General features: G+C 66.7%; 26 protein-coding genes. 16 read left to right on the top strand and 10 right to left on the bottom strand.

The annotated features are described in order from the left end of the window. Positions 1-6: 6 nt before the first annotated feature. Positions 7-612 (top strand): GNAT family N-acetyltransferase, encoded by a 606-nt coding sequence (locus BN972_RS19710; protein WP_036361581.1) that lies wholly within the window; start codon positions 7-9, stop codon positions 610-612. A gap of 110 nt (positions 613-722) precedes the next feature. Continuing rightward, positions 723-1,079, top strand: coding sequence for a hypothetical protein (locus tag BN972_RS19705; protein ID WP_036363439.1), 357 nt, complete (start codon positions 723-725; stop codon positions 1,077-1,079). On the opposite strand, the gene BN972_RS19700 is transcribed toward BN972_RS19705, so the two are convergent. Beyond that, positions 1,080-1,778: a TetR family transcriptional regulator gene (locus tag BN972_RS19700; protein WP_036361580.1), complete on the bottom strand. Its 699-nt coding sequence runs from the start codon at positions 1,776-1,778 to the stop codon at positions 1,080-1,082. Between the two features lie 69 nt (positions 1,779-1,847). Here BN972_RS19700 and BN972_RS19695 point away from each other — a divergent pair, with 69 nt between their 5' ends. The 4 genes from BN972_RS19695 to BN972_RS19680 all read left to right on the top strand — a co-directional run bounded on the left by BN972_RS19695 (position 1,848) and on the right by BN972_RS19680 (position 5,751). Next, complete coding sequence (locus BN972_RS19695) at positions 1,848-2,933, top strand: flavin reductase family protein (RefSeq protein ID WP_036361579.1); 1,086 nt, start codon at positions 1,848-1,850, stop codon at positions 2,931-2,933. A gap of 38 nt (positions 2,934-2,971) precedes the next feature. Beyond that, a complete protein-coding gene (locus BN972_RS19690) occupies positions 2,972-4,078 on the top strand; it encodes a fatty acid desaturase family protein (protein ID WP_036361578.1) in 1,107 nt (368 codons plus the stop codon). Positions 4,079-4,189: 111 nt separating this feature from the next. Next, the gene (locus tag BN972_RS19685; protein ID WP_036363436.1) at positions 4,190-4,705 is read left to right on the top strand and encodes an SRPBCC family protein; all 516 of its coding nucleotides are present in this window, start codon (positions 4,190-4,192) and stop codon (positions 4,703-4,705) included. Further along, a complete protein-coding gene (locus BN972_RS19680) occupies positions 4,705-5,751 on the top strand; it encodes an LLM class flavin-dependent oxidoreductase (RefSeq protein WP_036361577.1) in 1,047 nt (348 codons plus the stop codon). Before BN972_RS19685 ends, BN972_RS19680 begins: the two co-directional genes overlap by 1 nt. Here the strand turns inward: BN972_RS19680 and BN972_RS19675 are convergent. Next, positions 5,748-6,860, bottom strand: coding sequence for a DUF1214 domain-containing protein (locus BN972_RS19675; RefSeq protein WP_036361575.1), 1,113 nt, complete (start codon positions 6,858-6,860; stop codon positions 5,748-5,750). The genes BN972_RS19680 and BN972_RS19675 overlap by 4 nt on opposite strands. After that, positions 6,857-7,432, bottom strand: coding sequence for a TetR/AcrR family transcriptional regulator (locus BN972_RS19670; RefSeq protein ID WP_036361573.1), 576 nt, complete (start codon positions 7,430-7,432; stop codon positions 6,857-6,859). The genes BN972_RS19675 and BN972_RS19670 overlap by 4 nt, the downstream gene beginning before the upstream one ends. A gap of 28 nt (positions 7,433-7,460) precedes the next feature. Here BN972_RS19670 and BN972_RS19665 point away from each other — a divergent pair, with 28 nt between their 5' ends. After that, positions 7,461-8,696 (top strand): sulfotransferase family protein, encoded by a 1,236-nt coding sequence (locus tag BN972_RS19665; RefSeq protein WP_036361571.1) that lies wholly within the window; start codon positions 7,461-7,463, stop codon positions 8,694-8,696. A 17-nt stretch (positions 8,697-8,713) separates the two neighbouring features. Then, positions 8,714-9,598, top strand: a complete 885-nt coding sequence (locus tag BN972_RS19660; protein WP_036361569.1) for an alpha/beta fold hydrolase — start codon at positions 8,714-8,716, stop codon at positions 9,596-9,598. On the opposite strand, the gene BN972_RS19655 is transcribed toward BN972_RS19660, so the two are convergent. The 3 genes from BN972_RS19655 to BN972_RS19645 are packed head-to-tail and all read right to left on the bottom strand — an operon-like array spanning position 9,595 to position 11,473. Then, on the bottom strand, positions 9,595-10,641 hold the full coding sequence (locus BN972_RS19655) for a zinc-binding dehydrogenase (RefSeq protein WP_099051188.1): 1,047 nt from the start codon (positions 10,639-10,641) through the stop codon (positions 9,595-9,597). The genes BN972_RS19660 and BN972_RS19655 overlap by 4 nt on opposite strands. A 2-nt stretch (positions 10,642-10,643) precedes the next feature. Next, positions 10,644-10,856, bottom strand: a complete 213-nt coding sequence (locus tag BN972_RS19650; RefSeq protein ID WP_036361565.1) for a TOBE domain-containing protein — start codon at positions 10,854-10,856, stop codon at positions 10,644-10,646. Positions 10,857-10,867: 11 nt separating this feature from the next. Beyond that, positions 10,868-11,473 (bottom strand): TetR/AcrR family transcriptional regulator, encoded by a 606-nt coding sequence (locus BN972_RS19645; protein WP_036361563.1) that lies wholly within the window; start codon positions 11,471-11,473, stop codon positions 10,868-10,870. A 126-nt stretch (positions 11,474-11,599) separates the two neighbouring features. Here BN972_RS19645 and BN972_RS19640 point away from each other — a divergent pair, with 126 nt between their 5' ends. Next, the gene (locus tag BN972_RS19640; RefSeq protein WP_036361560.1) at positions 11,600-12,925 is read left to right on the top strand and encodes a cytochrome P450; all 1,326 of its coding nucleotides are present in this window, start codon (positions 11,600-11,602) and stop codon (positions 12,923-12,925) included. Here BN972_RS19640 and msrA read toward each other — a convergent pair. Further along, positions 12,922-13,437 carry a peptide-methionine (S)-S-oxide reductase MsrA gene (gene msrA, locus BN972_RS19635; RefSeq protein WP_036361558.1) on the bottom strand — a complete coding sequence of 172 codons (516 nt, stop codon included), beginning with the start codon at positions 13,435-13,437 and terminating at the stop codon, positions 12,922-12,924. The genes BN972_RS19640 and msrA overlap by 4 nt on opposite strands. A gap of 64 nt (positions 13,438-13,501) precedes the next feature. Between msrA and BN972_RS19630 the strand changes: the two genes are divergently transcribed. Together BN972_RS19630 and BN972_RS19625 are read left to right on the top strand one after the other, a co-directional pair. Then, positions 13,502-14,008: a nuclear transport factor 2 family protein gene (locus BN972_RS19630; RefSeq protein ID WP_036363433.1), complete on the top strand. Its 507-nt coding sequence runs from the start codon at positions 13,502-13,504 to the stop codon at positions 14,006-14,008. Then, positions 14,005-15,027: an NAD-dependent epimerase/dehydratase family protein gene (locus tag BN972_RS19625; protein WP_036361556.1), complete on the top strand. Its 1,023-nt coding sequence runs from the start codon at positions 14,005-14,007 to the stop codon at positions 15,025-15,027. The genes BN972_RS19630 and BN972_RS19625 overlap by 4 nt, the downstream gene beginning before the upstream one ends. A gap of 18 nt (positions 15,028-15,045) precedes the next feature. Here the strand turns inward: BN972_RS19625 and BN972_RS19620 are convergent, their stop codons facing one another. Then, positions 15,046-16,815, bottom strand: coding sequence for a sensor domain-containing diguanylate cyclase (locus BN972_RS19620; RefSeq protein ID WP_080697029.1), 1,770 nt, complete (start codon positions 16,813-16,815; stop codon positions 15,046-15,048). A 125-nt stretch (positions 16,816-16,940) separates the two neighbouring features. Between BN972_RS19620 and BN972_RS19615 the strand changes: the two genes are divergently transcribed. The 3 genes from BN972_RS19615 to BN972_RS19605 are packed head-to-tail and all read left to right on the top strand — an operon-like array spanning position 16,941 to position 18,823. Next, the gene (locus BN972_RS19615) at positions 16,941-17,585 is read left to right on the top strand and encodes a TetR/AcrR family transcriptional regulator (protein ID WP_172831329.1); all 645 of its coding nucleotides are present in this window, start codon (positions 16,941-16,943) and stop codon (positions 17,583-17,585) included. Positions 17,586-17,637: 52 nt separating this feature from the next. Next, complete coding sequence (locus BN972_RS19610) at positions 17,638-18,423, top strand: class I SAM-dependent methyltransferase (protein ID WP_051545754.1); 786 nt, start codon at positions 17,638-17,640, stop codon at positions 18,421-18,423. A 25-nt stretch (positions 18,424-18,448) separates the two neighbouring features. Continuing rightward, positions 18,449-18,823, top strand: coding sequence for a DUF427 domain-containing protein (locus tag BN972_RS19605; RefSeq protein WP_036361550.1), 375 nt, complete (start codon positions 18,449-18,451; stop codon positions 18,821-18,823). An 18-nt stretch (positions 18,824-18,841) separates the two neighbouring features. On the opposite strand, the gene BN972_RS19600 is transcribed toward BN972_RS19605, so the two are convergent. Further along, complete coding sequence (locus BN972_RS19600; RefSeq protein WP_099051187.1) at positions 18,842-19,189, bottom strand: nuclear transport factor 2 family protein; 348 nt, start codon at positions 19,187-19,189, stop codon at positions 18,842-18,844. A gap of 146 nt (positions 19,190-19,335) precedes the next feature. On the opposite strand from BN972_RS19600, the gene BN972_RS19595 reads away from it, so the two are divergent. Together BN972_RS19595 and BN972_RS19590 are read left to right on the top strand one after the other, a co-directional pair. Beyond that, positions 19,336-20,247 carry a DNA-3-methyladenine glycosylase family protein gene (locus tag BN972_RS19595; protein ID WP_036361547.1) on the top strand — a complete coding sequence of 304 codons (912 nt, stop codon included), beginning with the start codon at positions 19,336-19,338 and terminating at the stop codon, positions 20,245-20,247. An 86-nt stretch (positions 20,248-20,333) separates the two neighbouring features. Further along, positions 20,334-20,882, top strand: a complete 549-nt coding sequence (locus BN972_RS19590) for a Dps family protein (protein WP_036361546.1) — start codon at positions 20,334-20,336, stop codon at positions 20,880-20,882. Here the strand turns inward: BN972_RS19590 and BN972_RS19585 are convergent. Further along, a complete protein-coding gene (locus BN972_RS19585) occupies positions 20,873-22,285 on the bottom strand; it encodes a chloride channel protein (RefSeq protein WP_036361544.1) in 1,413 nt (470 codons plus the stop codon). The genes BN972_RS19590 and BN972_RS19585 overlap by 10 nt on opposite strands. Between the last annotated feature and the right edge of the window lie 49 nt (positions 22,286-22,334).

The following is a 22,334-nucleotide window of genomic DNA, read 5'->3' as shown; positions in this document are numbered from 1 at the left end:
GTTGACATGACCCCGCAGGCGCGCGCGGCGCAGCAAGCAGATCTTCGTGAACTGGGACGCACCCTGGGTCGGGCATTCTTCGACGATCCGGTTTCGCTCTGGTTGCTGCCCGACGCCGCTAAGCGCCGCGCGCACCTGTCGCGGCTGTTCACCACCATGACACGCCATCACCACCTGGGTGCGGGCGGCGTGGAAGTGGCGTGCGACGGCCCCGGGATCGGCGCGGCCGCGCTCTGGGATCCGCCGAATCGATGGCAGGAATCGCGCCGCGCGCAGCTGGCGCAGACGCCGACATTTCTGCGCGTGTTCGGTTTCCGGACGGCTAAGGCGCGGGGCCTGCAGGAGCTGATGAAGAGCAAGCACCCGGAGGAACCGCACTGGTATCTCGCCGTCATCGGCAGCGATCCGGGCGTCCGCGGGCGCGGCTTCGGCCAGGTCCTGATGCGGTCTCGGCTGGACCGCTGCGATGCCGAATACTGTCCCGCGTACCTCGAGTCCAGCAAACCCGAAAATGTGCCGTATTACGAGCGTTTCGGTTTTCGGGTCACCGGAGAGATCGTCTTGCCCGACGGTGGTCCGACTTTGTGGCCGATGTGGCGGGACCCGCGGTAGGCGCTCCGAACGCGTCCTTCGTCACCCGCGAAACGCTGAAGGTCAGCGGAGGTTATCCGCTGTCGTTCTGGGCGGGTTTAGCGGCCATATCTTGCGGGCAACCGTGGCCAATGGCTACCGATGACGCAGGTTCTGTCGATGCCGCCGACTTCCCCGAAGAAGGCGGCCCCGGCGACACCCTGAACGCGGAAGAGTCCACCGACTCCGACGAGCTGCGCAACGACGACGGGGACGTCGTTGTCGACCCGCCCGAGGACTGGAGCGGTGCCGACAAATTCGGCATGACCGCGCGCGAGGAACGGGAGGGCGAATCGCTCGACGCGCGACTTGCCGCCGAACAACCCGATGTCACCGAGCTGGCGGCCACCGGCCCTGTCCCGGACGACGAAACAGGCCGGGCCCATCGGGGCCAGGTCGACGGCGCACCCGAAGACGGCGATTCGCTCTACCAGGTGGTCGACGAGTAGTCAGGGATTGCTTTTCCAGCCGGCCACCCCGATCGCGATCATGCGCAGCTGCTTGACCGCGATCCGGTGAATATCCTGTAGCGCTTCGCTGCTCTGCGCGTCCTCGATGGCCTCGGCGATCACGATCATCGAGTTCACGAAGAGGCTTGCCAGCACATTGAGGTCTTCGGTGCTCCATTCGTTTAGTCGCGGGAAGCGCGCCAGGTCGGTGGCCAGCTCGGAAGTGATCAGCCGGATCTCGGTCCGGATCGCATACCGCAGCACCGAGACCCCGGTGGAGCGTTCGCGGGCGATGAAGCGCCAGTGTTCGCGCTGTTCGGCGACGCTGCCGATCAGAATCTCCACCGACGATTCGATCACCCGATTTGGGTCCAGTTTGCCCGCGCGGGCGCCGCGCAGCGTGTCCCGCAGGCTGCGGAACGATTCGTCGATGAGCACCAGGCCGAGCGCCTCCATCGACTCGAAGTGCCGGTAGAACGCCGCAGGCACGATCCCGGCCTCCCGCGTCACCTCCCGCAGACTCAGCCCGCTGAAGCTGCGGTCGTTGAGCGCCTTGAGGGCCGCCGCGATGATCGCGCGCCTGGTGGCTTCCTTGCGTTCCTCCCGCGACGGGCTTTCCCGCCCGTTGGAATTGCGCGAATCACGGGCTCTGTCCTGGCCCGATCGCCGCGAATGTGAGCTAGGAGTACGACTGTTCACTATGTGAACCGTAACACAGAGCTGACGAAACCCTTGACCACCTGCGGGAAACGGTGCGACGGTGTACACATGTTCACTCAAACTTTCACTCGGACGATCGCCAAGCGGGTCCTGAGTTCCGACCTTATCGATCTGCTCACCGGGCCGCACGGCGTCGACCGGTACACCGAGCTTGTGGCGCCGACCTGGACGTCGGGGGAGGCCCGCGCCAAGGTGGTGGACGTAAGGCGCAGCACGCCGCGCAGCGTCACGCTGACGTTGGCACCGAACGCCGCGTTCACTGACCGCTACACCGTCAAGGCCGGACAGTTCGTCAACGTCACGGTTGAGATCGACGGCCGCAGGCACAGCCGCTGCTACTCCCCGGCCAACGTCGAAGGCAGCGCCCAGCTCGAGCTGACCGTCGGCGTGCACGACGGCGGCCTGGTCTCCTCCTACCTGTACGAACGGGCCCGTCGCGGCATGGTGGTCGGCCTCGACGGCGTCGGCGGCGACTTCGTGCTGCCGGTGCACCGGCCCAAGCGGATCCTGTTCGTGTCCGGCGGCAGCGGCATCACGCCCGTCATGGCGATGCTGCGCACCCTGGTCGCCGAGCGGCACCCGCAATTCCGCAAGGGCGAGATCGCGTTCGTGCACTACGCCCGCACCCCGCAAGAGGCGTGCTACCGCGAGGAGCTCGCCGAAATGCGCGGCGTACGGGTGCTGCACGGCTACACCCGGTCCGGTGACGGCGACCTGCAGGGCCGCTTCGGCGCCGAGCACCTGGCCGCCGCGATGGACTCGCCTGACGCGGTGTTCGTCTGCGGGCCAACCGCTTTGGTCGACGCCGTCAAGCAGCATTGTGAAAACGTGTTCACCGAAAGTTTCGTGCCACCGGTGATCGAAGCGCCGGCTGATCCCACCGGCGGGCGAGTCAGCTTTGCCGGCAGCAAGGTCGACGTCGTCGACGACGGTCGCCCCCTGCTGGAGCAGGCGGAAGCCGCCGGCCTTTCGCCGGAGAACGGATGCCGGATGGGCATCTGCCACACCTGCACGCGCCGCAAGACCTCGGGCACCGTACGCAATCTGGTTACCGGCGCCGTCTCCACCGGACCCGACGAGAAGGTCCAGATCTGCGTCACCGTCCCCGTTGGCGACGTCGAAATCGACCTCTGAGCACCCACCAAGAACCCAAAGACTTAGGAGGAAATGCCATGCCTCAGGACAAGATCACCCTGACCAAGGACCAGGCCGAGGCCTTCGGCCGCGAGCTCGACGCCATCAAGGAACGAGAGATGGCAGATCTCGGCGAGGAAGATGCCGAATACATCCGCCGCATGATCAAGATCCAGCGCGGGCTGGAAGTCGGTGGCCGAGCGCTGCTGTTCCTGCCGCCGGCCTGGCTGCTGGGCACCGGAATGCTGGGCATCGCGAAAATCATGGACAACATGGAAATCGGCCACAACGTCATGCACGGCCAGTACGACTGGATGCGTGACCCGGCGATCTCGGGCCGCGACTTCGAGTGGGACACCGCCTGCCCGGCCGACCAGTGGCGGCACTCGCACAACTACATGCACCACACCCACACCAACATCGTGGGGATGGACCGTGACATCGGCTACGGCATCCTGCGGATGAGCGAGGACCAACGCTGGACGCCGTACTTCCTGGGCAACCCGGTCTATGCGTTCCTGCTGATGGTGCTGTTCCAGTACGGCGTCGCCCTGCACGAACTGGAAACCGAGCGGATCCGCGCCGGTGAGATCAGCCTGCGGGATAAGCGCGACACCCTGAAGGAGATCTGGAAGAAGACGCGTCGCCAGTCGCTCAAGGACTACGTCGCCTTCCCGCTGCTGGCCGGCCCGTTTGCGCCGTTCGTATTCACCGGTAACCTGACGGCCAACCTGATGCGCAACGTGTGGTCGTACATGATCATCTTCTGCGGCCACTTCCCGGACGGCACCCAGGAATTCACCATCGAGGAGACCAAGGACGAGACCCGCGGCCAGTGGTACTTCCGCCAGGTGCTCGGTTCGGCGAACCTGACCGGGGGCAACCTCTTCCACGTGCTGTCGGGCAACCTGTCCCACCAGATCGAGCACCACCTGTTCCCGGACATGCCGGCCCGCCGGTACCCCAAGATCGCGCCCGAGGTGCAAGAGATCTGCGAGCGCTACGGCATCCCCTACAACAAGGGTCCGCTGCTCAAGCAGTTCGGCACCGTGGTCCGCAAGATCGTGCGGTTGTCACTGCCCGACTCGCTGCGGTTGCCCCGCAAGGCCGGCGCGCCCGCCGAATTGGAGCTGGTAGCCGCGTAATCACCGACGCGGCTCGGCCGATGGCGCCGAGACTGCGTCCAGGGTGTGTCACTTCGACATCGGGTCACCCTGGACGCAGCCTCGGCGCCACATTGGGTGGACAATGGCTTGGTGCAATGGACCGGCGCACGCTATTCGGACACCCCGACAGTGGAAGGTGTGACGTGGGTCGATGCCGACCAGCACCGAGTCTGGGATCTGATCTCTGATATCGAGCTGATGCCGACCCTCAGCAACGAGCTGCTGGCCGTCGAGTGGCTCGACGGTGCCACCGGTCCCCGGCTCGGATCCCGCTTCGTCGGGCACAACGAGCACGACGCATTTGGCCGCTGGAGCACCACCTCACAGATCATCGCCTGCGACGAGCCACACGAATTCGCCTGGGCGGTAGGCGAACCCGATACCCCGTCGGCGATCTGGCGGTTTCGTCTGACGCCTCGGGACGGCGGCACCGCGCTGTCGTTCTGGACGCAGCTAGGCCCGGGCCGGTCCGGGTTGTCCAGCGCCATCGACGCCATGCCCGACAAGGAGCAGAAGATCGTGTTCGTGCGACTACGGGAGTTCGAGGCCGCGATCGATAAGACGCTGGCTGCGATCAAGAGGTTGGCCGAACACGGGGTGCGGTGATGCGGACCGCCACGACCGTCGAACTCTCCGCGGGCCCGAATGCAAATCAGACGGCCGACTTCGTGGTCGAGGCTGAGCGCCTCGGCCTCGACGTCTGCTGGGTGGCCGAGGCGTGGGGCGCCGACGCGCCGTCGGCGCTGGGATACCTCGCGGCGCGAACCGATCGGATGTTGCTGGGCTCCGGGGTCATTCAGGTTGGCACCCGCTCTGCGGTGCTCATCGCCCAGACCGCGATCACGCTGTCCAACCTCTCCGGCGGCCGATTCCTGCTGGGCCTGGGCGCGTCGGGACCGCAGGTGATCGAGGGTCTGCACGGCGTCGCGTTCGCACGCCCGCTGGCCCGGGTCACCGAAACCGTCGAGGTCATCCGGCAGGCCTTCGAGGGTGGCAAAATCTCCTACTCCGGCAAGGAAGTTCAGATTCCGCGCCCGGGCGGGGACGGAAAGCCGATGCGGTTGTCGACTCGTCCGCAACACCCTATCCCGATCTACCTGGCCACCCTGTCGCCCGCGATGTTGCGGCTGACCGGAAGGATCGCCGACGGCTGGCTGGGCACCAGCTTCGTACCCGAAGGCGCCGACGACGCCTACTTCGCGCACCTCGACAAAGGCCTGGCGTCCGCGGGTCGCCGTCGCGCCGACATCGACATCTGCCAAGGCGCCGAAGTCGCTTTTGCGCCCGACGAAGACGCATTGCGTGACATGGTCGCCGCACGCAAGGCGGAACTCGCGTTCAGCCTCGGCGGCATGGGGTCAGCCAGCACGAACTACTACAACCAGGCCTATAGCCGGCAGGGGTGGAGCGAAACCGCGGCGGCGGTGCGGGAACGCTGGCAGGCCGGCGACCGGGCCGGGGCGACCGCCCTGGTCACCGACGACATGGTGCTGGCCACCACGCTGATCGGCACCGAAGAACGGATCCGTACCCGACTGGCGGTCTGGCGCGACGCGGGTGTGGACACCGTCCGGCTCTATCCGGCGGGGGAGACGCTCGATGCCAAACTCTCCACACTGGGCCGTGCCATCGAGCTGGTCCGCGAAACCTAAAGCGCCGTAGTCGGAGCGTCGGAAACCTTGACGAGTTCGACCTGCGGACGCGCCGGCACGCCGTCCGCGAGGAACCACCGGAACGCGAGATTCCCGCGCGGATAGCCAAGCGTGGTAAGCCAATTGGGATGATCGGTCCTGATTCGGGACAACACGATCGTCACCGAACCGTCAGCGTTGGGCACCGCGCTGTGCCCGTTGACCGAACAACGGGCGTCGGGACCTTCCGCAGGGCCGTAGGTCGCCATGAACTGATTCCACACCACCATGTTCCAGAACCGGCACGTCGGTGGCCGGTGCGTGATCACCAGCGCCTCATCGTCGTCCAGCACGAAACTTCCGTAGGCGTAGCAGGCGTCGCGGGCCGACCAGCCAAAGTTGGCGTCGGGAACCTGGTAGGGCTCGGCGAACTGGTTTGCGGTGTGGGCGACTTCGTGCCCCAGCGAATGCTGCTCGTCGGCCCGGCTGCCGACCGGAAGCGGCACGATCGCGAACATGGTGCGTAACCAGGTGGTCGCCGCCCGTAGTCGGTCGGCGGTTTCGATGTCCCCGTGCGCGATCGGGTCGGGTTCATCGAGCGCCTCGATGTTCCAGACGACGGGGCGACCGGTCAGCGGGTCGGCCTGGTAGTCCCGGGTCATCAGGGCAGCCGCGTCCGGCGTCGGCGGGAACTCGAACGAGAAGTTGCCATCGGCGTCGATGTCGAGATCGGTGTCGCGCACGATCGCCACCACCCGGTCCGACCACGCCCCGGGCGAGGGCTCGTTGTACGCGGTGACCGAAAAGTACACGCTGTCACCCCTATTGCCGCTGATGCGGTAGCGGCGGTGAGGGTCGACCGGGCACATGTAGTAGTACGCGTCGGTGTTATCGCCGCCCCATCGGCGGTCGCGCCGGAAGGGCGTGTTGACGGCCACGAACTGCGGGCGGCCGGGCTCGGTGAACAGGTAGCTGTCGAACGCAACCCCAAGGGTGGCGGCGAGCATGCGGTAGCCGTCGGCCACGTGTCGCTCGTCGGTGACCGCGCGGTCCCCCTCGAGGAAGGACCGGTCGAGGTCGCCCAGGGCGGTCAACAACTCCCGCCACGCGGTCGTCGATTCGTGCGTCATGCGCTGATTCCTTTCAGGAGCAACGTGGTGGTGCGATCGATCCAGACGTCGTCGAGGCCGTTCGGACGGGTGAGCAGAGCCAGCAGGATGACCCCGGCGACCGCGTCGGCCAGTTCGGCCGCGGTCACGTCGGCACGGACGTCGCCGCGCGCGGCGGCCTCGTCGAGCCACGCGGCCAGCGTGCCACCGATCAGGCCGGAGAACCGTTGCAGCAGCGCCGAATGCAGGCTGGGATCGGCGGCCATCTCGCCGATCAGCCCCGGCAGCGCGGCCCGGGCGGCCGGCGTGGTCAGCACAGCCATTGCGCGACAGACCATTTCGCGCAGGTCCTCACGTAGCGAGCCGGTATCCGGTATTTCCGTCGCGGCGCCGATCGGGAACACCGCCTCATGGACGAGGTGTGCCTTACTGGGCCAGCGCCGGTAGATCGCCGGCTTGGACGTGCCGGCCCGTTCGGCGATGGCCGAAACCGCAAGCCGCGCATACCCGTTCTCGGCGAGCAACTCCACCGTGGCGGCCAGCACCGCGGCGTCGATTCGCGGATCGCGAGGGCGGCCGAAGTCTACTAACATTACGAAACTCAGAGTAACATAAGTCGGCATGACAGCTACCTCGCGACTAGATGACCTCGCCACGCCCCGGTTCAGCGCCGAGGCCCAGCCGGTCCTGGACATGATGGCCGGTCTGGCGCCGGACTGCCCGCTGGACGCCGAGGCGCTGCACGTTAAGGCCAGTGCCGAGACCGGCCTGCACGATTTCGGTCCCGACGACTACCGGGAACGACTCGACGTCTACCTGGCGGCGCTAAGGGAGATCGACGACGTGCACGGGGCCGGCGTGGTCAATTTCTACGGCCAACTGCTGCAGTTGCTCAAGAACCGCCTGCTGCTGACCGACCTGTTGAGCCGGCACCCCGAGATCAACGACATCAAGCTGCGCTCGCCGGTCGTCATCGCGGGGCTGCCCCGCACCGGCACCACCCATCTGCACAACCTGCTGGCGGCTCCGCCGACCTTCCGCACCATGCCGTACTGGGAGAGCAACGAGCCCTTCCCGCTGCCCGCCGAAGCCGGTCAGGAACCGGATCCGCGCCGGACCCGAATGGACGTGGCGATCAGCGTGATCAACCTGGTGATGCCACATTTCGCGCTGATGCACGAGATGACCACCGATCACGTGCACGAAGAGATCCAGTTGCTGGCCAACGACTTCTCCACCATGCTGTTCGAGACGCTCGCCCATGTCCCGCGTTGGCGTGACTACTACCAATCCCACGATCAGACGCCGCACTACGAATACCTGGCAACGCAACTGAAGGCCATGCAGTTCCTCCGGGGCGGTGAGCGCTGGCTGCTCAAGTCGCCCCAGCACCTTGAGCAGGTGCCCGTCCTTGATCGCGTGTTCGAAGACGGCATCGTCGTATTCACCCACCGCGATCCGGTGCCGGTGGCGTTGTCGATGATCGCGATGATCACCTACTCCGCGCGCATGCACCGGTCACCGGTGCCGGTGCGGCAGATCGCCGGGTACTGGATCGACCGCCTCGAGCAGATGCTCAACGCACTGGTCCGCGACCGGGACACGATCGGCCCGGACCGCTCGATCGACATTCGTTTCGACGACTTCATGGCCGACGAGCTCGGCGTCGCCGAGCGGGTCTACGCCCTGGCCGGGGAGCCGTTCACGGATGCGGCCCGGGCCGCGGTCACCGATTACCTCGCGGGCCATCGGCGGGGCCGGCTCGGCAGCGTCGAAACGTCCTTCGAGATGTTCGGGCTGGACGAAGCCGATCTGCGCGACCGCTTCGCGCCCTATGTCGAACGGTTCCTGCGCTAGGACTACGTTTTCAATTCATGAGTACTCTGCCCACACTCGAAGGCGTCGAACACCGGTATGTCGATGTAGGCGGGGGCGTCACGATCCACGTCGCCGACGCCGGACCGGCCGATGGGCCGGCGGTGATGCTGGTGCACGGCTTCCCGGAGAACTGGTGGGAGTGGCACGAGCTGATCGGCCCACTGGCCGCCGACGGCTACCGCGTGCTGTGCCCCGACCTGCGGGGCGCGGGCTGGAGCTCGGCGCCGCGCTCGAGCTACACGAAGGCCGAAATGGCCGACGACCTCGCGGCCGTGCTGGACAGCCTGGGCGTCGCCCAGGTGCGGTTGGCCGCGCATGACTGGGGTGGCCCGGTGGCCTTCATCCTGATGCTGCGCCATCCCGAGAAGGTGACCGGGTTCTTTGGGATGAACACCGTGGCGCCGTGGGTCAAGCGCGACCTCGGGGCGGTCCGCAACATCTGGCGACTGTGGTATCAGATTCCGATCTCGCTGCCGGTCATAGGTCCCCGCCTGCTGCGCGACCCCAACGCCCGCTTCGCACGGGCCCTGGGTAACTGGGTGGGCGGCGGGTTCAATCTGCCCGACGACGACATCCGGCTCTACATCGATCGGATGCGAGAGCCAGGCCACGCGGAGGCCGGCTCCCGTTGGTACCGGTCCTTCCAGACCAAAGAGATGCTGAGCTGGATGCGCGGCGAGTACGACGACGCCCGGGTCGATGTGCCGGTGCGCTGGCTGACCGGCACCGAGGACCCGGTGATCACACCGGATCTGAGCGATTCCTACGCCGACCACATCACCGATTTCGAGGTCGAGCTGGTTCCGGGCGTCGGGCACTGGATCGTGCGGCAGCGACCCGATCTGGTGCTGGACCGGCTGCGGGCATTCCTGCGCCTCTAGCCGGGCTGGACCAGGATCCGGATCGGATTGCCTTCCTGGCGCTCCAGCTTCTCGATGCCGGCGTGGATGTCTTCCAGCGCGATGATCTCACTGATGGAGCGCGAAAGATCAAGGCGGCCAGCCGAAACCAGCTTTGCGAGGGTTTCGATGTCGACGTTCTGATAGCCGAGGTGGCCCAGCGCCTGCTTGCGGCTCAGTCCGAACATCGCGGTGGGCCCCACCGTCGGTGACTCAGCGCTCATGCCCACTCCAACCAACCGCCCACCGGAAGTCAGGGATTCCAGCGCCTGCTCGAAGGTGACCTTGAGGCCGACGGCATCGAATGCCACGTCCAGCTTCCGGCCGCCGGTGACCTCGGCGATCTTGTCCTGTAGCGCCCCGTCGCGGGTGTCGAACGCATAGTCCGCGCCGATCTCGAGCGCCCGGTCCAGCACGGCGGGATTGATGTCGAGCGCGATCACCGGCACCGCACCGACCAGCCGCGCCAGTTGCACGATATGGGTGCCGACACCGCCGACGCCCCAGACCCCGACCGATTCCCCCACCGCCACCTTGCCGGTGCGCACCACGGCGCCGAACGGTGTGGACACCGCGTCGGCCAGGATCGCGGCCTGCTCCAGCGGCACGTTGTCCGGCACGCGGGTCAGGCCCGCCGCCTGGGCCACGGTGTACTCGGCCCACGCGCCGTCGTACGCGAACGCCATCAATTGGATGCGCAGGCAATTCGACCCATCGCCGCGCCGGCAGTTCGGGCAACGCAGGCAGGGGCGGCCCGCGGCCACCACCACCCGGTCGCCCTCGGCCCAACCGGTCACGTCGGGACCGAGCTTGGCGATGGTGCCTGAGGCTTCGTGGCCCTGGGTGACCACCGGTGTCTGGGCCGGGAAGGTGCCGTTGAGCAGGCTCAGGTCCGAATGGCAGATCCCGCAGAACGCGACCTTGACCAGAACTTCACCGGGTCCGGGCTCGGGGATCGGGATATCTTCCAGCACAACCTTTTTGGTGTCGGCATAGAAGCGCTCCGCCCGCATGGTCGGTGCCACGGTCATTCGACGCCGATGGTGACTTCGGTGGACTTGATGAACACCGTGGCCGACTGTCCGACCTGCAGGCCGAGCTCGGTCGCGGCGTCCTTGGTGATCGAGGAGGTGACGGTCTGGTCGCCGCCGTCGAGGCGGACTTTGACGATTGCCATCACGCTGCCGAGATCGATCTCGGTGATGGTTCCCTTGAGCTGGTTTCGCGTAGACAGGCGCATGGCAACCGAGCCTAGGCCCGCGGCCCGAGCAGTGCGATGGCCGCATCCACCGCGGGCTCGACGATGTCGCGGACGGATCTGCCGTCCTCGACCGCCAAGGCGACCAGTTCCCGCAGACCGCCCAGCAGGATCACGGCCAACGGGGCGCTCAGCGGCCGCAGGTTGACGCGCCGGAAACCCGGGCTGCCGCTCAGGTCGATCAGCAGGTTGGTCAGCAGATCCAGGCCCTGGCGCTGGACGGGCCGGGCGACGTCGCCGAGGTACGGGAGCTCACGAATCCAGCTCAGGGCGATCGCGGGTCGCGACTCGATACTGCTGACATAACCTTCCACCGCCTGGCGGATCTGCACCTGCCAGTCGGCCTCCGGGTCGACCGCGTCGCGGATGTCGGCGGCCATGATGTCGATCTCGAGCCGCAACAACTCCAGGAAGCACTCTTCCTTGCTGACGAAGCGGTCGTAGAACGTGCGCTTGGATGTCCGCGCGTGGCGGACGATGTCGGCGACGGTGGTCGCGCGGTATCCGCGCTCGCAGATCGAGGCGTCCAGGCCGTCCAGCAGGCGACGCCGAAACGGATCGGGCTCGGCCGAAACCGTCTCGCCCGCCATTGCCGTCACGACCGGCTCCTTTCGGCCAAACGCTTGTCAGCCTGTGGTACCACAGAGTACCGTACGGGGAAAGCACTTGGTACACCGCAGTACCAGCCCTCGTGTTGGGGGTCTGACGTTGGGAGTTACACCTCCATGAGCCACGCCATCACCGACGCGCCGCCGTTGTCAACGGTCCATCTGCCGCCTAGGGCGCGCATACCGAAGTTGTTGCAGGGCTTGGGTTTCTCGATCTTCCGCCGGCAGATGATGCGGCGGCTGGCCGACCGCTACGGGACGGTTTTCACGGTGCACATCCCGATGTACGGTCGCCTGGTGGTGATCGGTGAGCCGCAACTGGCCAAGCAGGTCTTCACCACCAGCCCCGACGCGCTGGGCAACATTCAGCCCAACTTGAGCCGGATGTTCGGTTCGGGTTCGGTGTTCGGCCTCGAGGGTGACGATCACCGCCGGCGGCGGCGGTTGCTCGCGCCGCCGTTCCACGGCAAGAGCATGAAGAACTACGAAGCCATCATCGAGGAAGAGACGCTGCGGGAGACCGCGAATTGGCCGCAGGGACAATTGTTTCCGACGTTGCCATCGATGATGCACATCACCCTGAACGCTATCCTGCGTGCCGTTTTCGGCGCCGACGGCGCCGAGCTCGACGAATTGCGCCGCATCATCCCGCCGTGGGTCACGCTGGGCTCACGCCTGGCCGCCGTCCCGATGCCCAAACGAACGTACGGCCGGTACAGCCCGTGGGGCAGGCTGGTCGAATTTCGGCGGAACTATGACCGCGTGATTGACCGCCTGATCGACCTGGAGCGCTCGGACCCCAACTTCGCCGACCGCAACGACGTGCTGGCCCTGATGCTGCGCAGTCGCTACGAAGACGGTTCGGTCATGTCTCGCAAGGACATCGGCGACGAGCTGCTAGCGTTGCTGGCGGCCGGCCACGAGACCACGGCATCCACGCTCGCCTGGGCATTCGAACGGATCACCCGCCACCCGGAGATATTGGCCGACCTGGTCGCAGAGGCCGACAACGGCGGCAGCGAACTCCGCCAGGCGACCATCCTGGAAGTGCAGCGGGCGCGGACCGTGATCGACCTGGCGGGACGGCACGTGTACCCCGAGACCTATCAGCTGGGCGAGTGGGTCATTCCACGCGGCGACTCGATCATCGTCAACATCGGGCAGATCCACGAGAACCCCGATGTGTTCGCCGATCCCGAGCGCTTCGACCCGCAGCGTTACCTCGGCGGCAAGCCGTCGGCGTTCGCGTGGATCCCGTTCGGCGGCGGCACCCGCCGGTGCGTTGGTGCCGCGTTTGCCAACATGGAGATGGACGTGGTGTTACGTACGGTGTTGCGCGAGTTCACCATTGAGCCGACAACCGCACCCGGCGAGCGCCGGCACTCCCGAGGGGTCGCCTACACGCCCAAAGACGGCGGGCGCATCGTGGTGCACCGGCGCTAGCGGTTGGCCTCTGCGCGGCGCGGCAGCTTCCAACCCGGCCGCACGAAGTGGCAGGTGTACCCGTTGGGGTAGCGCTGCAGGTAATCCTGGTGCTCGGGTTCGGCTTCCCAGAAGTCCCCGGCCGGGCTCACCTCGGTCACCACTTTGCCGGGCCACAGGCCGGACGCATCGACGTCGGCGATGGTGTCCAAGGCCACCCGCTTCTGCTCATCGTCCAGGTAGAAGATGGCCGACCGGTAGCTGGGGCCCCGGTCGTTGCCCTGCCGGTTGCGCGTGCTCGGGTCGTGGATCTGGAAGAAGAACTCCAGGATGGTCCGGTAGTCGGTAACCGACGGGTCGAAGACGATCTCGACGGCCTCGGCGTGGTTGCCGTGATTGCGGTAGGTGGCGTTCGGGACCTCGCCACCGGTGTAGCCCACCCGCGTGGCGATCACCCCGGGTTGCTTGCGAATCAGGTCCTGCACGCCCCAGAAACAGCCACCGGCCAGGATGGCCTTCTGTGTGCTCGTCATTGCTGTCCTCCTAACCCGCCCGGGGACCCCCAGGCTACACTCCGCCCGTGAGGTGGAACGGCTCGTGAGCGGCCCGAAATTCCCGCGCGGCGAACTGGCGGCCGCCTTCGAAAAATTCGAGGAAACGGTCGCGCAAGCCGCGCAAACACACGACTGGAACGCCTGGGTACAGCACTACACACCCGACGTGCTCTACATCGAGCACGCGGCGGGCACCATGAACGGCCGCGACGAAGTGCGGAGCTGGATCCAGCGCACGATGACGTCGTTCCCGGGCAGCCACATGGTGGAGTTCCCCTCACTGTGGTCGGTCATCGACGAGCCCACCGGGCGCATCATCATGGAACTGGACAACCCGATGCGCGACCCGGGCGACGGCAGCGTGATCACCGCGACCAACATCTCGATCATCACCTACGCCGGTGACGGGCTGTGGCGCCAGCAGGAGGACATCTACAACCCGCTGCGCTTCGTGCAGGCCGCACTGAAGTGGTGCCATAAAGCGCGGGAACACGGCAACCTGGACGACGACGCGGCGCAATTTCTGAAGCAGTACGGCGGCACTTCGTGAGCGGCACAACGAAACTGGTGATCGGTGCCAACGGTTTTCTCGGGTCGCATGTCACTCGCCTGCTCGTCGAGGACGGCAACCAGGTGCGAGTAATGGTGCGCCCGACGGCGAATACCCGCGCGATCGACGATCTGGACGTCACCCGTTTTCAGGGCGACGTTTTCGACACCGACACGGTGCGGGAGGCGATGGCCGGTTGCGACGACGTCTACTACTGCGTCGTGGACACCCGTGCGTGGTTGCGCGACCCCGCGCCGCTGTTCCGTACCAACGTCGAGGGCCTGCGCAACGTGCTGGACGTGGCCGTACAAGAGCCGGTCGCGGCCGGCCTGCGCAGATTTGTGTTCACCAGCACCTACGCGACGGTGGATCGTCGGCATGGCCACGTGGCCACCGAATCCGACCGGATCGGCCCGGACCGCAAGGTCACTCCCTATGTCCAATCCCGGGTGCAGGCCGAGGATCTGGTGCTGCGGTATGTCGCTGACCATGGCCTGCCCGCCGTCGCTATGTGCGTCTCGACGACCTACGGCGCCGGCGACTGGGGCCGAACGCCGCACGGCGCGTTCATCGCGGGTGCCGTCTTCGGCAAGCTCCCATTCCTGATGAAGGACATCCAACTGGAAGTCGTGGGTGTCGACGATGCCGCCCGGGCGATGATCCTGGCCGCCGAGCGCGGTCGCAACGGCGAGAAGTATTTGATCTCTGAACGGATGATCCCGCTGAGCGATGTGGTGCGCATCGCCGCCGACGAGGCGGGGGTGCCGCCGCCGCAACGGTCGATCCCGGTGCCGGTGCTGTACGCCCTCGGCGCGATGGGCAGCCTGCGGGCCCGTCTCACCGGCACGGACGCCGAACTGAGCCTCGACTCGGTACGGATGATGCGCGCCGAAGCCCATGTCGACCACGGCAAGGCGGTTCGCGAGCTGGGCTGGCAGCCGCGTCCGGTGGAGGAATCGATTCGCCAAGCGGCGCGCTTCTGGGCGGACATGCGCAAGGGCAAGAGCCGCTCCGGCTAGCGCCGTGGCGAAACCGACTCAGGCGCGTTCGATCCGGTCGCGGCCCAGCGTCTTCGCCTGGTAGAGGGCGGCGTCGGCGCGGTTCACCGCATGGGTGAGCGCTTCCGGCGGTAGCCAAGTGGTGTACCCGACGGAGCAGGTCTGGCCCGCGGGAATGCATGCGCGGATGCGATTGAGGATGCCGGTGGTCTCCTCCGGAGGCGTCTCGGGAAGGGCCAGGATGAATTCCTCACCCCCCCAGCGCGCGAAAAGGTCATGCGCCCGAAGCGAGGAACGGGCGGTGCCGGCGAAGATGCGCAATAACTCGTCGCCCTGCGAGTGTCCGTGGGCGTCGTTGTACGCCTTGAAATGGTCGAAGTCGAGCAGCGCAATCACCCAGGGGGCAGCGTCCTGACGCACGTGCGGCAGCAGCGCCGAAAGACTCGAATCCCAGCCGCGGCGATTCAGCAGGCCAGTCAGCGGATCCGTCGAGGCGGAATGCTCCAGCGCCGCCCGGGCAGCGGCCGCGGCGGTCACGTCCCGCATTTCCAGCAACACCGCCGGCAGACCGCGGTAGGTGATCAACGTGGCGTTGATCTCCGCGGTCACCCGGGTTCCATCCGCGCACTGCAGCGCGCTCTGGTGCCCCCGCAGTGGCGCCCCGCCCGCCAGCAGCCGGGCCAGCAGTTCCTGGCCGCCGCCGCGGCCGCCGGCGGGGAGAAAGTCAAACGCGGACCGCCTCGAGACGCGTGCCCCGGCGTCCATCCCGCACATCGCGATCGCTTGCGGATTGGCGTAGGCAACCTGCCCGTCGGCGCCGACCACGGCCATCGCAACGGGGGACTCTTCGATCAACGCACGCCAACGTTGCTCGGCCGCCTCGTGCGCCGCCCGCGCTGCGTCGAGTTCGGTGACGTCCGTCGACACCCCGCCGATGCCAATGACCTCGCCGGCTTCGTTGATCAACGGGAACTTGGTGGACCGGTACCGGTGCGTGGTCCCGTCGGAATGAACCAGATCCTCGGTGAATACCTGCCGTTCCCGGGTGGCCATGATATGCGTGTCATGGCGGCGGTATTCGTCGGCCTCGTCGCTGGGGAACAGCTCGTGGTCGGTGCGGCCGAGCATTCCTCCGGGTACCTGCGTCACGCGCTGCAGGGCGGCGTTGGACATCACGAAGCGCCCGTCGACGTCCTTGGCGTAGATCAGGACGTCCGTGTGCTCCAGCACGGCGGCCAGCATCCGTTGCTGTTGGCGCAGCGCCGCGCCCTGCCGGCGCATCTCCAGTTGGCTGATCACCTGGTCCGCGAGCATCGTCAGGAACCGGCGCGCGGTGTCACCGAGCACCCGCGGCTCGGTGTCGAGCACGCACAATGTGCCCAGGACATACCCGTCGCTGGTACGCAGCGGGGCACCGGCGTAGAAGCGCAACCGCGGCCCGTCGGCTACCAGGGGGCTGGCGGCGAAGCGTGGATCGAGCCGGGCGTCGGCAACGGTCAGCGGCTCCGGGCTGTGCAGCGCGTGCGCACAGAAGAAGTGCCGGCGGGGGACCTCGGTCAGGTCGAACCCGCGCCTGGACTTGAACCAGTGCCGTTCGGCATCGACCAGGCTTATCAACGCGATTGGCGCGGCGCAGACGTGCGCGGCGAGGGCGGTGAGGTCGTCGAACACCTTCTCCGCCGGGGTATCGAGCACCGCAAAGGAAGCCAACGCGTGCAGGCGTTCGAATTCGGCTGGCTGTCGCTCGGGTGCGGAGGCGGTCAGCGCGTCGAGCGAGGGCCTAGCGTCACTTAAGTCAACCTGCGCCATCTTGCCCGGATGTCCCTATGGTCGCCCGCCGGATGTACCGCCGGCCGAGCCCGTTTCGAGACGGCGGTCAACATACAGATTGGCAGATGGGGCAAAGTAGCGCCACTGTCGACCTGGCTTGATAAATTGGTCGGTGCCGACGGCGTAGGGGGACCAAGATTTCAGTCGCAAGCCAGCAAAGCGACAACGCGCGCCGTGCCGACGACGAACGTTGGCAGCTGATCCGAAAAGTCGCGATCGAATTGTTCCGTCGGGAAGGGTTCGCGCGGGCCCGGCTGGAAGACGTCGCCATCGAGGTGGGCATCGACCGCGCCTCACTATGCTCCTATGTCCGGTCCAAGGAGGAGTTGTTCGTCGCGTTGATCGAACAACCGGCTTACCAGATGACGCGGCGCTGCGGCGAGGCACTTGCGTCGAATCTGGCGGCCGACGAGAAGCTTCGCTATGCCTTGCGCGCCTTCGTCGAAGGCCTCACCGAACACCCGGAGCTCTTCTTGCTGTTCAGCGAAAGTCAGTATCTGGCGGCCACTTTCGAGGCACGAGACATCGTCGCCAACGCCGATGCCTACGGCAAGACACTGGCCGCCATCGTCACCGAGGGGATCAGGTCCGGGGTGTTCCGCGCCGATCTGGACCCGCGCCTGGTCATGCTCGGCATCCTGGGCATGCACAACTGGATCCATCGTTGGTACGTCCCGGGCGGGCGCAACACGCTGACCGAGATCGGCGACACCTTCGCGGAGATGATCCTGGCTGGTCTGCGGGCCTAAGCTGGCGCGGGTGGACCGGGTTCACGTCGACTTCAACGGGCCGCCGCAGACCATGCTTGCGACGTTGTACGCCAAGGCACTCGATGCCGACGCGCCACATCCGATCCTGCGGGACCAGTATGCGAAGGCGGCGGTGGCGCGCATCGACTATGACTGGGGCGTAACCACCATCACGCCGCGCCGGGCACCGTCGGTGGCGATCCGGACCGCCCACTTCGACAGCTGGGTGCGTCAATTCCTCGCCGTCCACGACGAGGCCGTCGTGCTCCACGTTGGGTGCGGGCTGGATGCCCGGATATTCCGCATCGACCCGGGTCCGGGGGTGCGCTGGTACGACGTCGACTACCCAGAGGTGATCGAGCTGCGCAACCGGATTTATCCGGAACGGGCCGGCTGCGTGACATTGCCGGCGTCGGTGACAGATTCGGGCTGGCTGGCTGAGATCCCGGCGGACCGCCCTGCCCTGTTCATCGGCGAGGGCCTGACGATGTACCTGACCAAGGAAGACGGATTGACGTTGCTGCGTCGCGTCGTCGACCGGTTCGGGTCGGGTGAACTGCAGTTCGACGCGTTCAACACGTTCGGGATCAGGACACAGGTGATCAATTCCGTCGTCCGTCGCTCCGGCTCGATCCTGCACTGGGGGATCGACACGCCCGCCGACATCTTGGACGCTGTGCCGGGCTTGCGACTGCTGCTGTGGCAGTCGGTGTTCGACAGCGACACCTTCGAACTCGTGTCCGCCCCGATGCGCCTGCTGGGGCGCGCCATGTCCGCGGTACCGGCACTGCGCAACATGGCGCAGTATCACCGCTACGCATTCGGCCGGGAATGCTGACCGACGAGAGGTGTTGCAGATAACCATGAGCCATCCGGAGATCAAAGAGCCCAATGCCGGGCACCCCATCACCATCGAGCCCAACCCAAGCCGGGTACAGGTGCGCGTCAACGGCGAACTTATCGCCGACACCACCGCTGCGCTGGCGTTGCGAGAGGCGAGTTTGCCCGTGGTGCAATACATTCCGCTCGCAGATGTGGTGCAAGATCGGCTGACACGCACCGACACCAGCAGCTATTGCCCGTTCAAGGGCGAAGCCAGTTACTACAGCGTGACCACGACGGCCGGCGACACGGTGGCGGATGCGATCTGGACCTACGAACAGCCCTATCCCGCGGTGGCCGCGATCGCCGGGTACGTTGCCTTCTACCCGAACAAGGCCGAGATCACCCTCGTATAGCAGCCCCCTAGTAGGCGCTCAGGAGAACATCCGCGCGAACGATTGAGTGTCGCTGTATTCCCGCAGCGAGGTGATCATGCCGTCGCGCGTCTCGAAGATGCAGACGAAGGGACTCTCGTACTTCGCGCCGTCGCCGGTTACACCTTCCGTCTGCCCCTCGATCACTACCGTCTCCCCCTCGTTGACGCAGCGGAGGAGGTCGATGTGACTGACGTCGAAGACCTGCATGCGCCGCTCGTTGGCCCGGCGCATCGTCTCCTTGTCCAGAGTCCTACGAGTGACGATGCTCCAGTAGGTGAAGTCGTCGGCCAGCAGCGCGAAGCCCTCTTCCAAGTCTCCGCCCTGGCACAGGTTCTGCAGGAACATCCACGCGAGTTCAGCCTGCGGGTCGTCAAATGGCGTCGTCACGGCGTCATCACAAACGTCATCCTGACTTGCGACATAGTTGGGGGTCAATCGATGACGCCAGGAAACGGACAACCGTTCGGCTATCGGATAGGAGAAGCACCGGGTTGACCATCGCGCGAACCGTCACGCTCCCCGGCGCGGTCAGCTTCGGCCATACCCTGGCGCCGCTGCGGCGGGGTCCCCGGGACCCGTGTTTTCGGGCCGCGGGCGACGGCACAATCTGGCGGACCAGCCTGCTGTCCAGCGGCCCGGTGACGGCGCGGATCAGTCGTGCGGGCGTCGCCGAAGTGGATTGCTCGGCATGGGGCAGCGGAGCGGCCGAGTTTCTCGAGTCACTGCCCGCGCTGCTCGGCGCCGACGACGACGACTCGGATTTCGTCGCGCACCATCCGACCGTCGCCGCGGCACATCAACGCGTACCGCACCTGCGGCTGGGCCGAACGGGCCGGGTGCTGGAGGCACTGATCCCGGCGATCATCGAGCAGCGGGTGCCCGGCGCGGACGCCTTCCGGTCCTGGCGGGTGCTGGTGACCAAATACGGGACTCCGGCACCTGGTCCGGCGCCGGACGGCATGCGGGTGCCGCCGTCGGCGCACACGTGGCGCCACATCCCGTCCTGGGAGTTCCATCTGGCCAATGTCGACCCCGGGCGGGCGCAGACGGTGGTGGGCGCTGCCCGCCGAGCGTCAGCACTGGAACGGCTGGTGTCGGTGCCGTCTGCCCAGGCCCGCGCGGCGCTGATGACCCTGCCTGGAGTCGGCGTGTGGACCGCGGCCGAGACCGCCCAGCGGGCATTCGGTGACGCCGATGCGGTGTCTGTCGGCGACTACCACGTCCCGAAGATGATCGGCTGGACGCTGATCGGCCGACCCGTCGACGACGCCGGAATGCTCGAGCTGCTCGAGCCGATGCGGCCCCACCGGCACCGCGTGGTCCGGTTGCTGGAAGCCAGCGGACTGGCCTACGAGCCCCGCCGCGGCGCCCGACTGCCGGTGCAGCACATCCGCTTTCTGTAGCGGTTTTGCGCAGCGATTAGGGACCGGGCCATCGGGTACCCAAGCGAAGAGTAGAAACCGTGCAGGCGAAATCAGGAGAGAAATCCATGGCGCAGTTCACAATTCCGGGCTTGACCGACAAGCAGGGAGTGCGGCTCACCGAGCTGCTGCAGAAGCAACTGAGCACCTACAACGATCTTCATCTGACGCTCAAGCACGTGCACTGGAATGTGGTTGGCCCGAACTTCATCGGTGTGCACGAGATGCTGGACCCACAGGTGAAGACGGTCCGAGAGTACGCCGACGAGGTCGCCGAGCGCATTGCGGCGCTGGGCGGTTCACCCGAGGGCACCCCTGGCGCGATCGTGCGGGACCGTACCTGGGACGACTACTCGATCGGCCGTGACTGCGTGCAGTCCCACTTGGCCGCACTGGACCTGGTCTACACCGGGGTCATCGAAGATCTCCGCAAGAGCATCGAGGAGACCGAGGAACTCGACCCGGTCACGCAGGATCTGCTGATCGGTCACGCGGGTCAGCTCGAGCAGTACCAGTGGTTCGTCCGCGCCCACCTGGAGAGCGCGGGTGGCAGCTTGACTCACGAGGGCGCATCGAGCGAGAAGGACGCGGCGAGTTCGGCTCGCGATCAGTCCTGATCCAGAGCGGTGTTCCGGGCGCGCTCGGTCGCCTGCCGTTCCCGCTGGGCGGTCTGGCGGTCGAGCCGCTGTGCCCTGTACATGGTGACGTTGGTCCGCGACATGAGCAGCGCGGCGATCCCGACGGCCAGGATCGCTCCTGGCACCACTGAGAACGAGCCCGTCATCTCGGCGACCATGATCATGACCGCCAGCGGGGCCCGGGCGACGCTGCCGAAGCAGGTCATCATGCCGACCACGACGAAGATGCCGGGCTGCTCGGGCACTCCCGGCAGTCCGGCCAGCTCTGCCAGCCGCCACACGGTGGCGCCGACAAACGCGCCGATCACGATCCCCGGCCCGAACAAGCCGCCGGAGCCGCCGCTGCCGATCGACAGACAGGTGGCGACGATCTTGGCGACGGGCAGCACCACGATGATCCACAGCGGAAGCGCCAGCAGCGTGCCGCGATCGGCAGCAAGCTGCGCCCACCCGTAGCCGCTGCTGAGCACCTGCGGAATCAGCAGGCCCAGCAAGCCGACCAGCAACCCGCCCACGGCCGGTTTCACGATGGGACCGCCCGGCAGGCGGCGCGTCAGCGCGACAGAGGCGTGGAAGGTGCGGGCGTACAGGTAGCCGACAGCCGCCGCGACCACGCCGATCACCACGAACCACAGCAGCGGGCCGGCCCGCTCGAAGCGGTATTCGGCGTCGATGTAGCCGAACAGCGGCTCGAAGCCCAGGAACGAACCGAGCACCGCGTACGCCGTGCCTGAGGTGATAAAGCCGGGCAGCAGGCTGCGGTAGTCGAAGTCGTCGCGGTAGGTGATCGAGGCGGCCAGCACCGCGCCGCCCAGCGGCGCGGCGAAGATCGCGCCGATGCCGGCGCCGATGCCCAGCGCCACCGCTATGCGCCCGTCCTCGTCGGACAGGTTGAGCCGACGGGTCAGCCACGAGCAGAACCCGGCCGAGATGTGCGCGGTCGGGCCTTCCCGACCCCCCGATCCGCCCGACCCGATGGTGAGTGCACTGGCCACCAGCTTCACCAGCACCGCCCGTCCGCGAATGGCGCGCGGATCGGTGTGCACCGCCTCGATGGCTTCGTCGGTGCCGTGCCCGGTCGCCTCCGGGGCCAGCTTTGCCACGATGAGCGCCGAGAGCAACGCCCCGCCCGTCGTCACCAGCGGGATGGCCCATGCCCGGACGAATCCGGCCGACCCATGGTCGCCGCCTTCACCCACCGGGGTCGGCACGTGGTAGCCGGCCAGATAACCGAGCAGAAATTCGCCGGTGTATTTCAGGGCGAGATAGAACAGGACCGCGCCGAGACCGGCGATGACGCCGATCGTGATGCCTAGTCCGAGCCATTTGGGCAGGTAGGGCACGTTGCGAGCGGGCGCCTGATCCGGCTCCGGGTCGTCCACCAGGCCATCGTAGCCAGCCGGGTATGCGGCCTGGGAATAAGTGGACTCT

This window comes from Mycobacterium asiaticum DSM 44297, from assembly GCF_000613245.1.
Taxonomy (GTDB): domain Bacteria; phylum Actinomycetota; class Actinomycetes; order Mycobacteriales; family Mycobacteriaceae; genus Mycobacterium; species Mycobacterium asiaticum.
Note: the sequence above shows the minus strand (reverse complement) of the source record. Positions and strands in the feature narration are given on the sequence as shown.

Bases quoted from the DNA above. Each gene is read 5' to 3' on its own strand.
- msrA (WP_036361558.1), bottom strand. From the start codon at position 13,437: ATGACGAGCACACAGAAGGCCATCCTGGCCGGTGGCTGTTTCTGGGGC.
- BN972_RS19590 (WP_036361546.1), top strand. From the start codon at position 20,334: ATGGCGCAGTTCACAATTCCGGGCTTGACCGACAAGCAGGGAGTGCGG.
- BN972_RS19660 (WP_036361569.1), top strand. From the start codon at position 8,714: ATGAGTACTCTGCCCACACTCGAAGGCGTCGAACACCGGTATGTCGAT.
- BN972_RS19640 (WP_036361560.1), top strand. From the start codon at position 11,600: ATGAGCCACGCCATCACCGACGCGCCGCCGTTGTCAACGGTCCATCTG.
- BN972_RS19705 (WP_036363439.1), top strand. From the start codon at position 723: ATGGCTACCGATGACGCAGGTTCTGTCGATGCCGCCGACTTCCCCGAA.
- BN972_RS19670 (WP_036361573.1), bottom strand. From the start codon at position 7,432: ATGTTAGTAGACTTCGGCCGCCCTCGCGATCCGCGAATCGACGCCGCG.
- BN972_RS19675 (WP_036361575.1), bottom strand. From the start codon at position 6,860: ATGACGCACGAATCGACGACCGCGTGGCGGGAGTTGTTGACCGCCCTG.
- BN972_RS19610 (WP_051545754.1), top strand. From the start codon at position 17,638: ATGCTTGCGACGTTGTACGCCAAGGCACTCGATGCCGACGCGCCACAT.
- BN972_RS19620 (WP_080697029.1), bottom strand. From the start codon at position 16,815: ATGGCGCAGGTTGACTTAAGTGACGCTAGGCCCTCGCTCGACGCGCTG.
- BN972_RS19665 (WP_036361571.1), top strand. From the start codon at position 7,461: ATGACAGCTACCTCGCGACTAGATGACCTCGCCACGCCCCGGTTCAGC.
- BN972_RS19710 (WP_036361581.1), top strand. From the start codon at position 7: ATGACCCCGCAGGCGCGCGCGGCGCAGCAAGCAGATCTTCGTGAACTG.
- BN972_RS19600 (WP_099051187.1), bottom strand. From the start codon at position 19,189: ATGTTCCTGCAGAACCTGTGCCAGGGCGGAGACTTGGAAGAGGGCTTC.
- BN972_RS19650 (WP_036361565.1), bottom strand. From the start codon at position 10,856: ATGCGCCTGTCTACGCGAAACCAGCTCAAGGGAACCATCACCGAGATC.
- BN972_RS19690 (WP_036361578.1), top strand. From the start codon at position 2,972: ATGCCTCAGGACAAGATCACCCTGACCAAGGACCAGGCCGAGGCCTTC.
- BN972_RS19695 (WP_036361579.1), top strand. From the start codon at position 1,848: ATGTTCACTCAAACTTTCACTCGGACGATCGCCAAGCGGGTCCTGAGT.
- BN972_RS19605 (WP_036361550.1), top strand. From the start codon at position 18,449: ATGAGCCATCCGGAGATCAAAGAGCCCAATGCCGGGCACCCCATCACC.
- BN972_RS19680 (WP_036361577.1), top strand. From the start codon at position 4,705: ATGCGGACCGCCACGACCGTCGAACTCTCCGCGGGCCCGAATGCAAAT.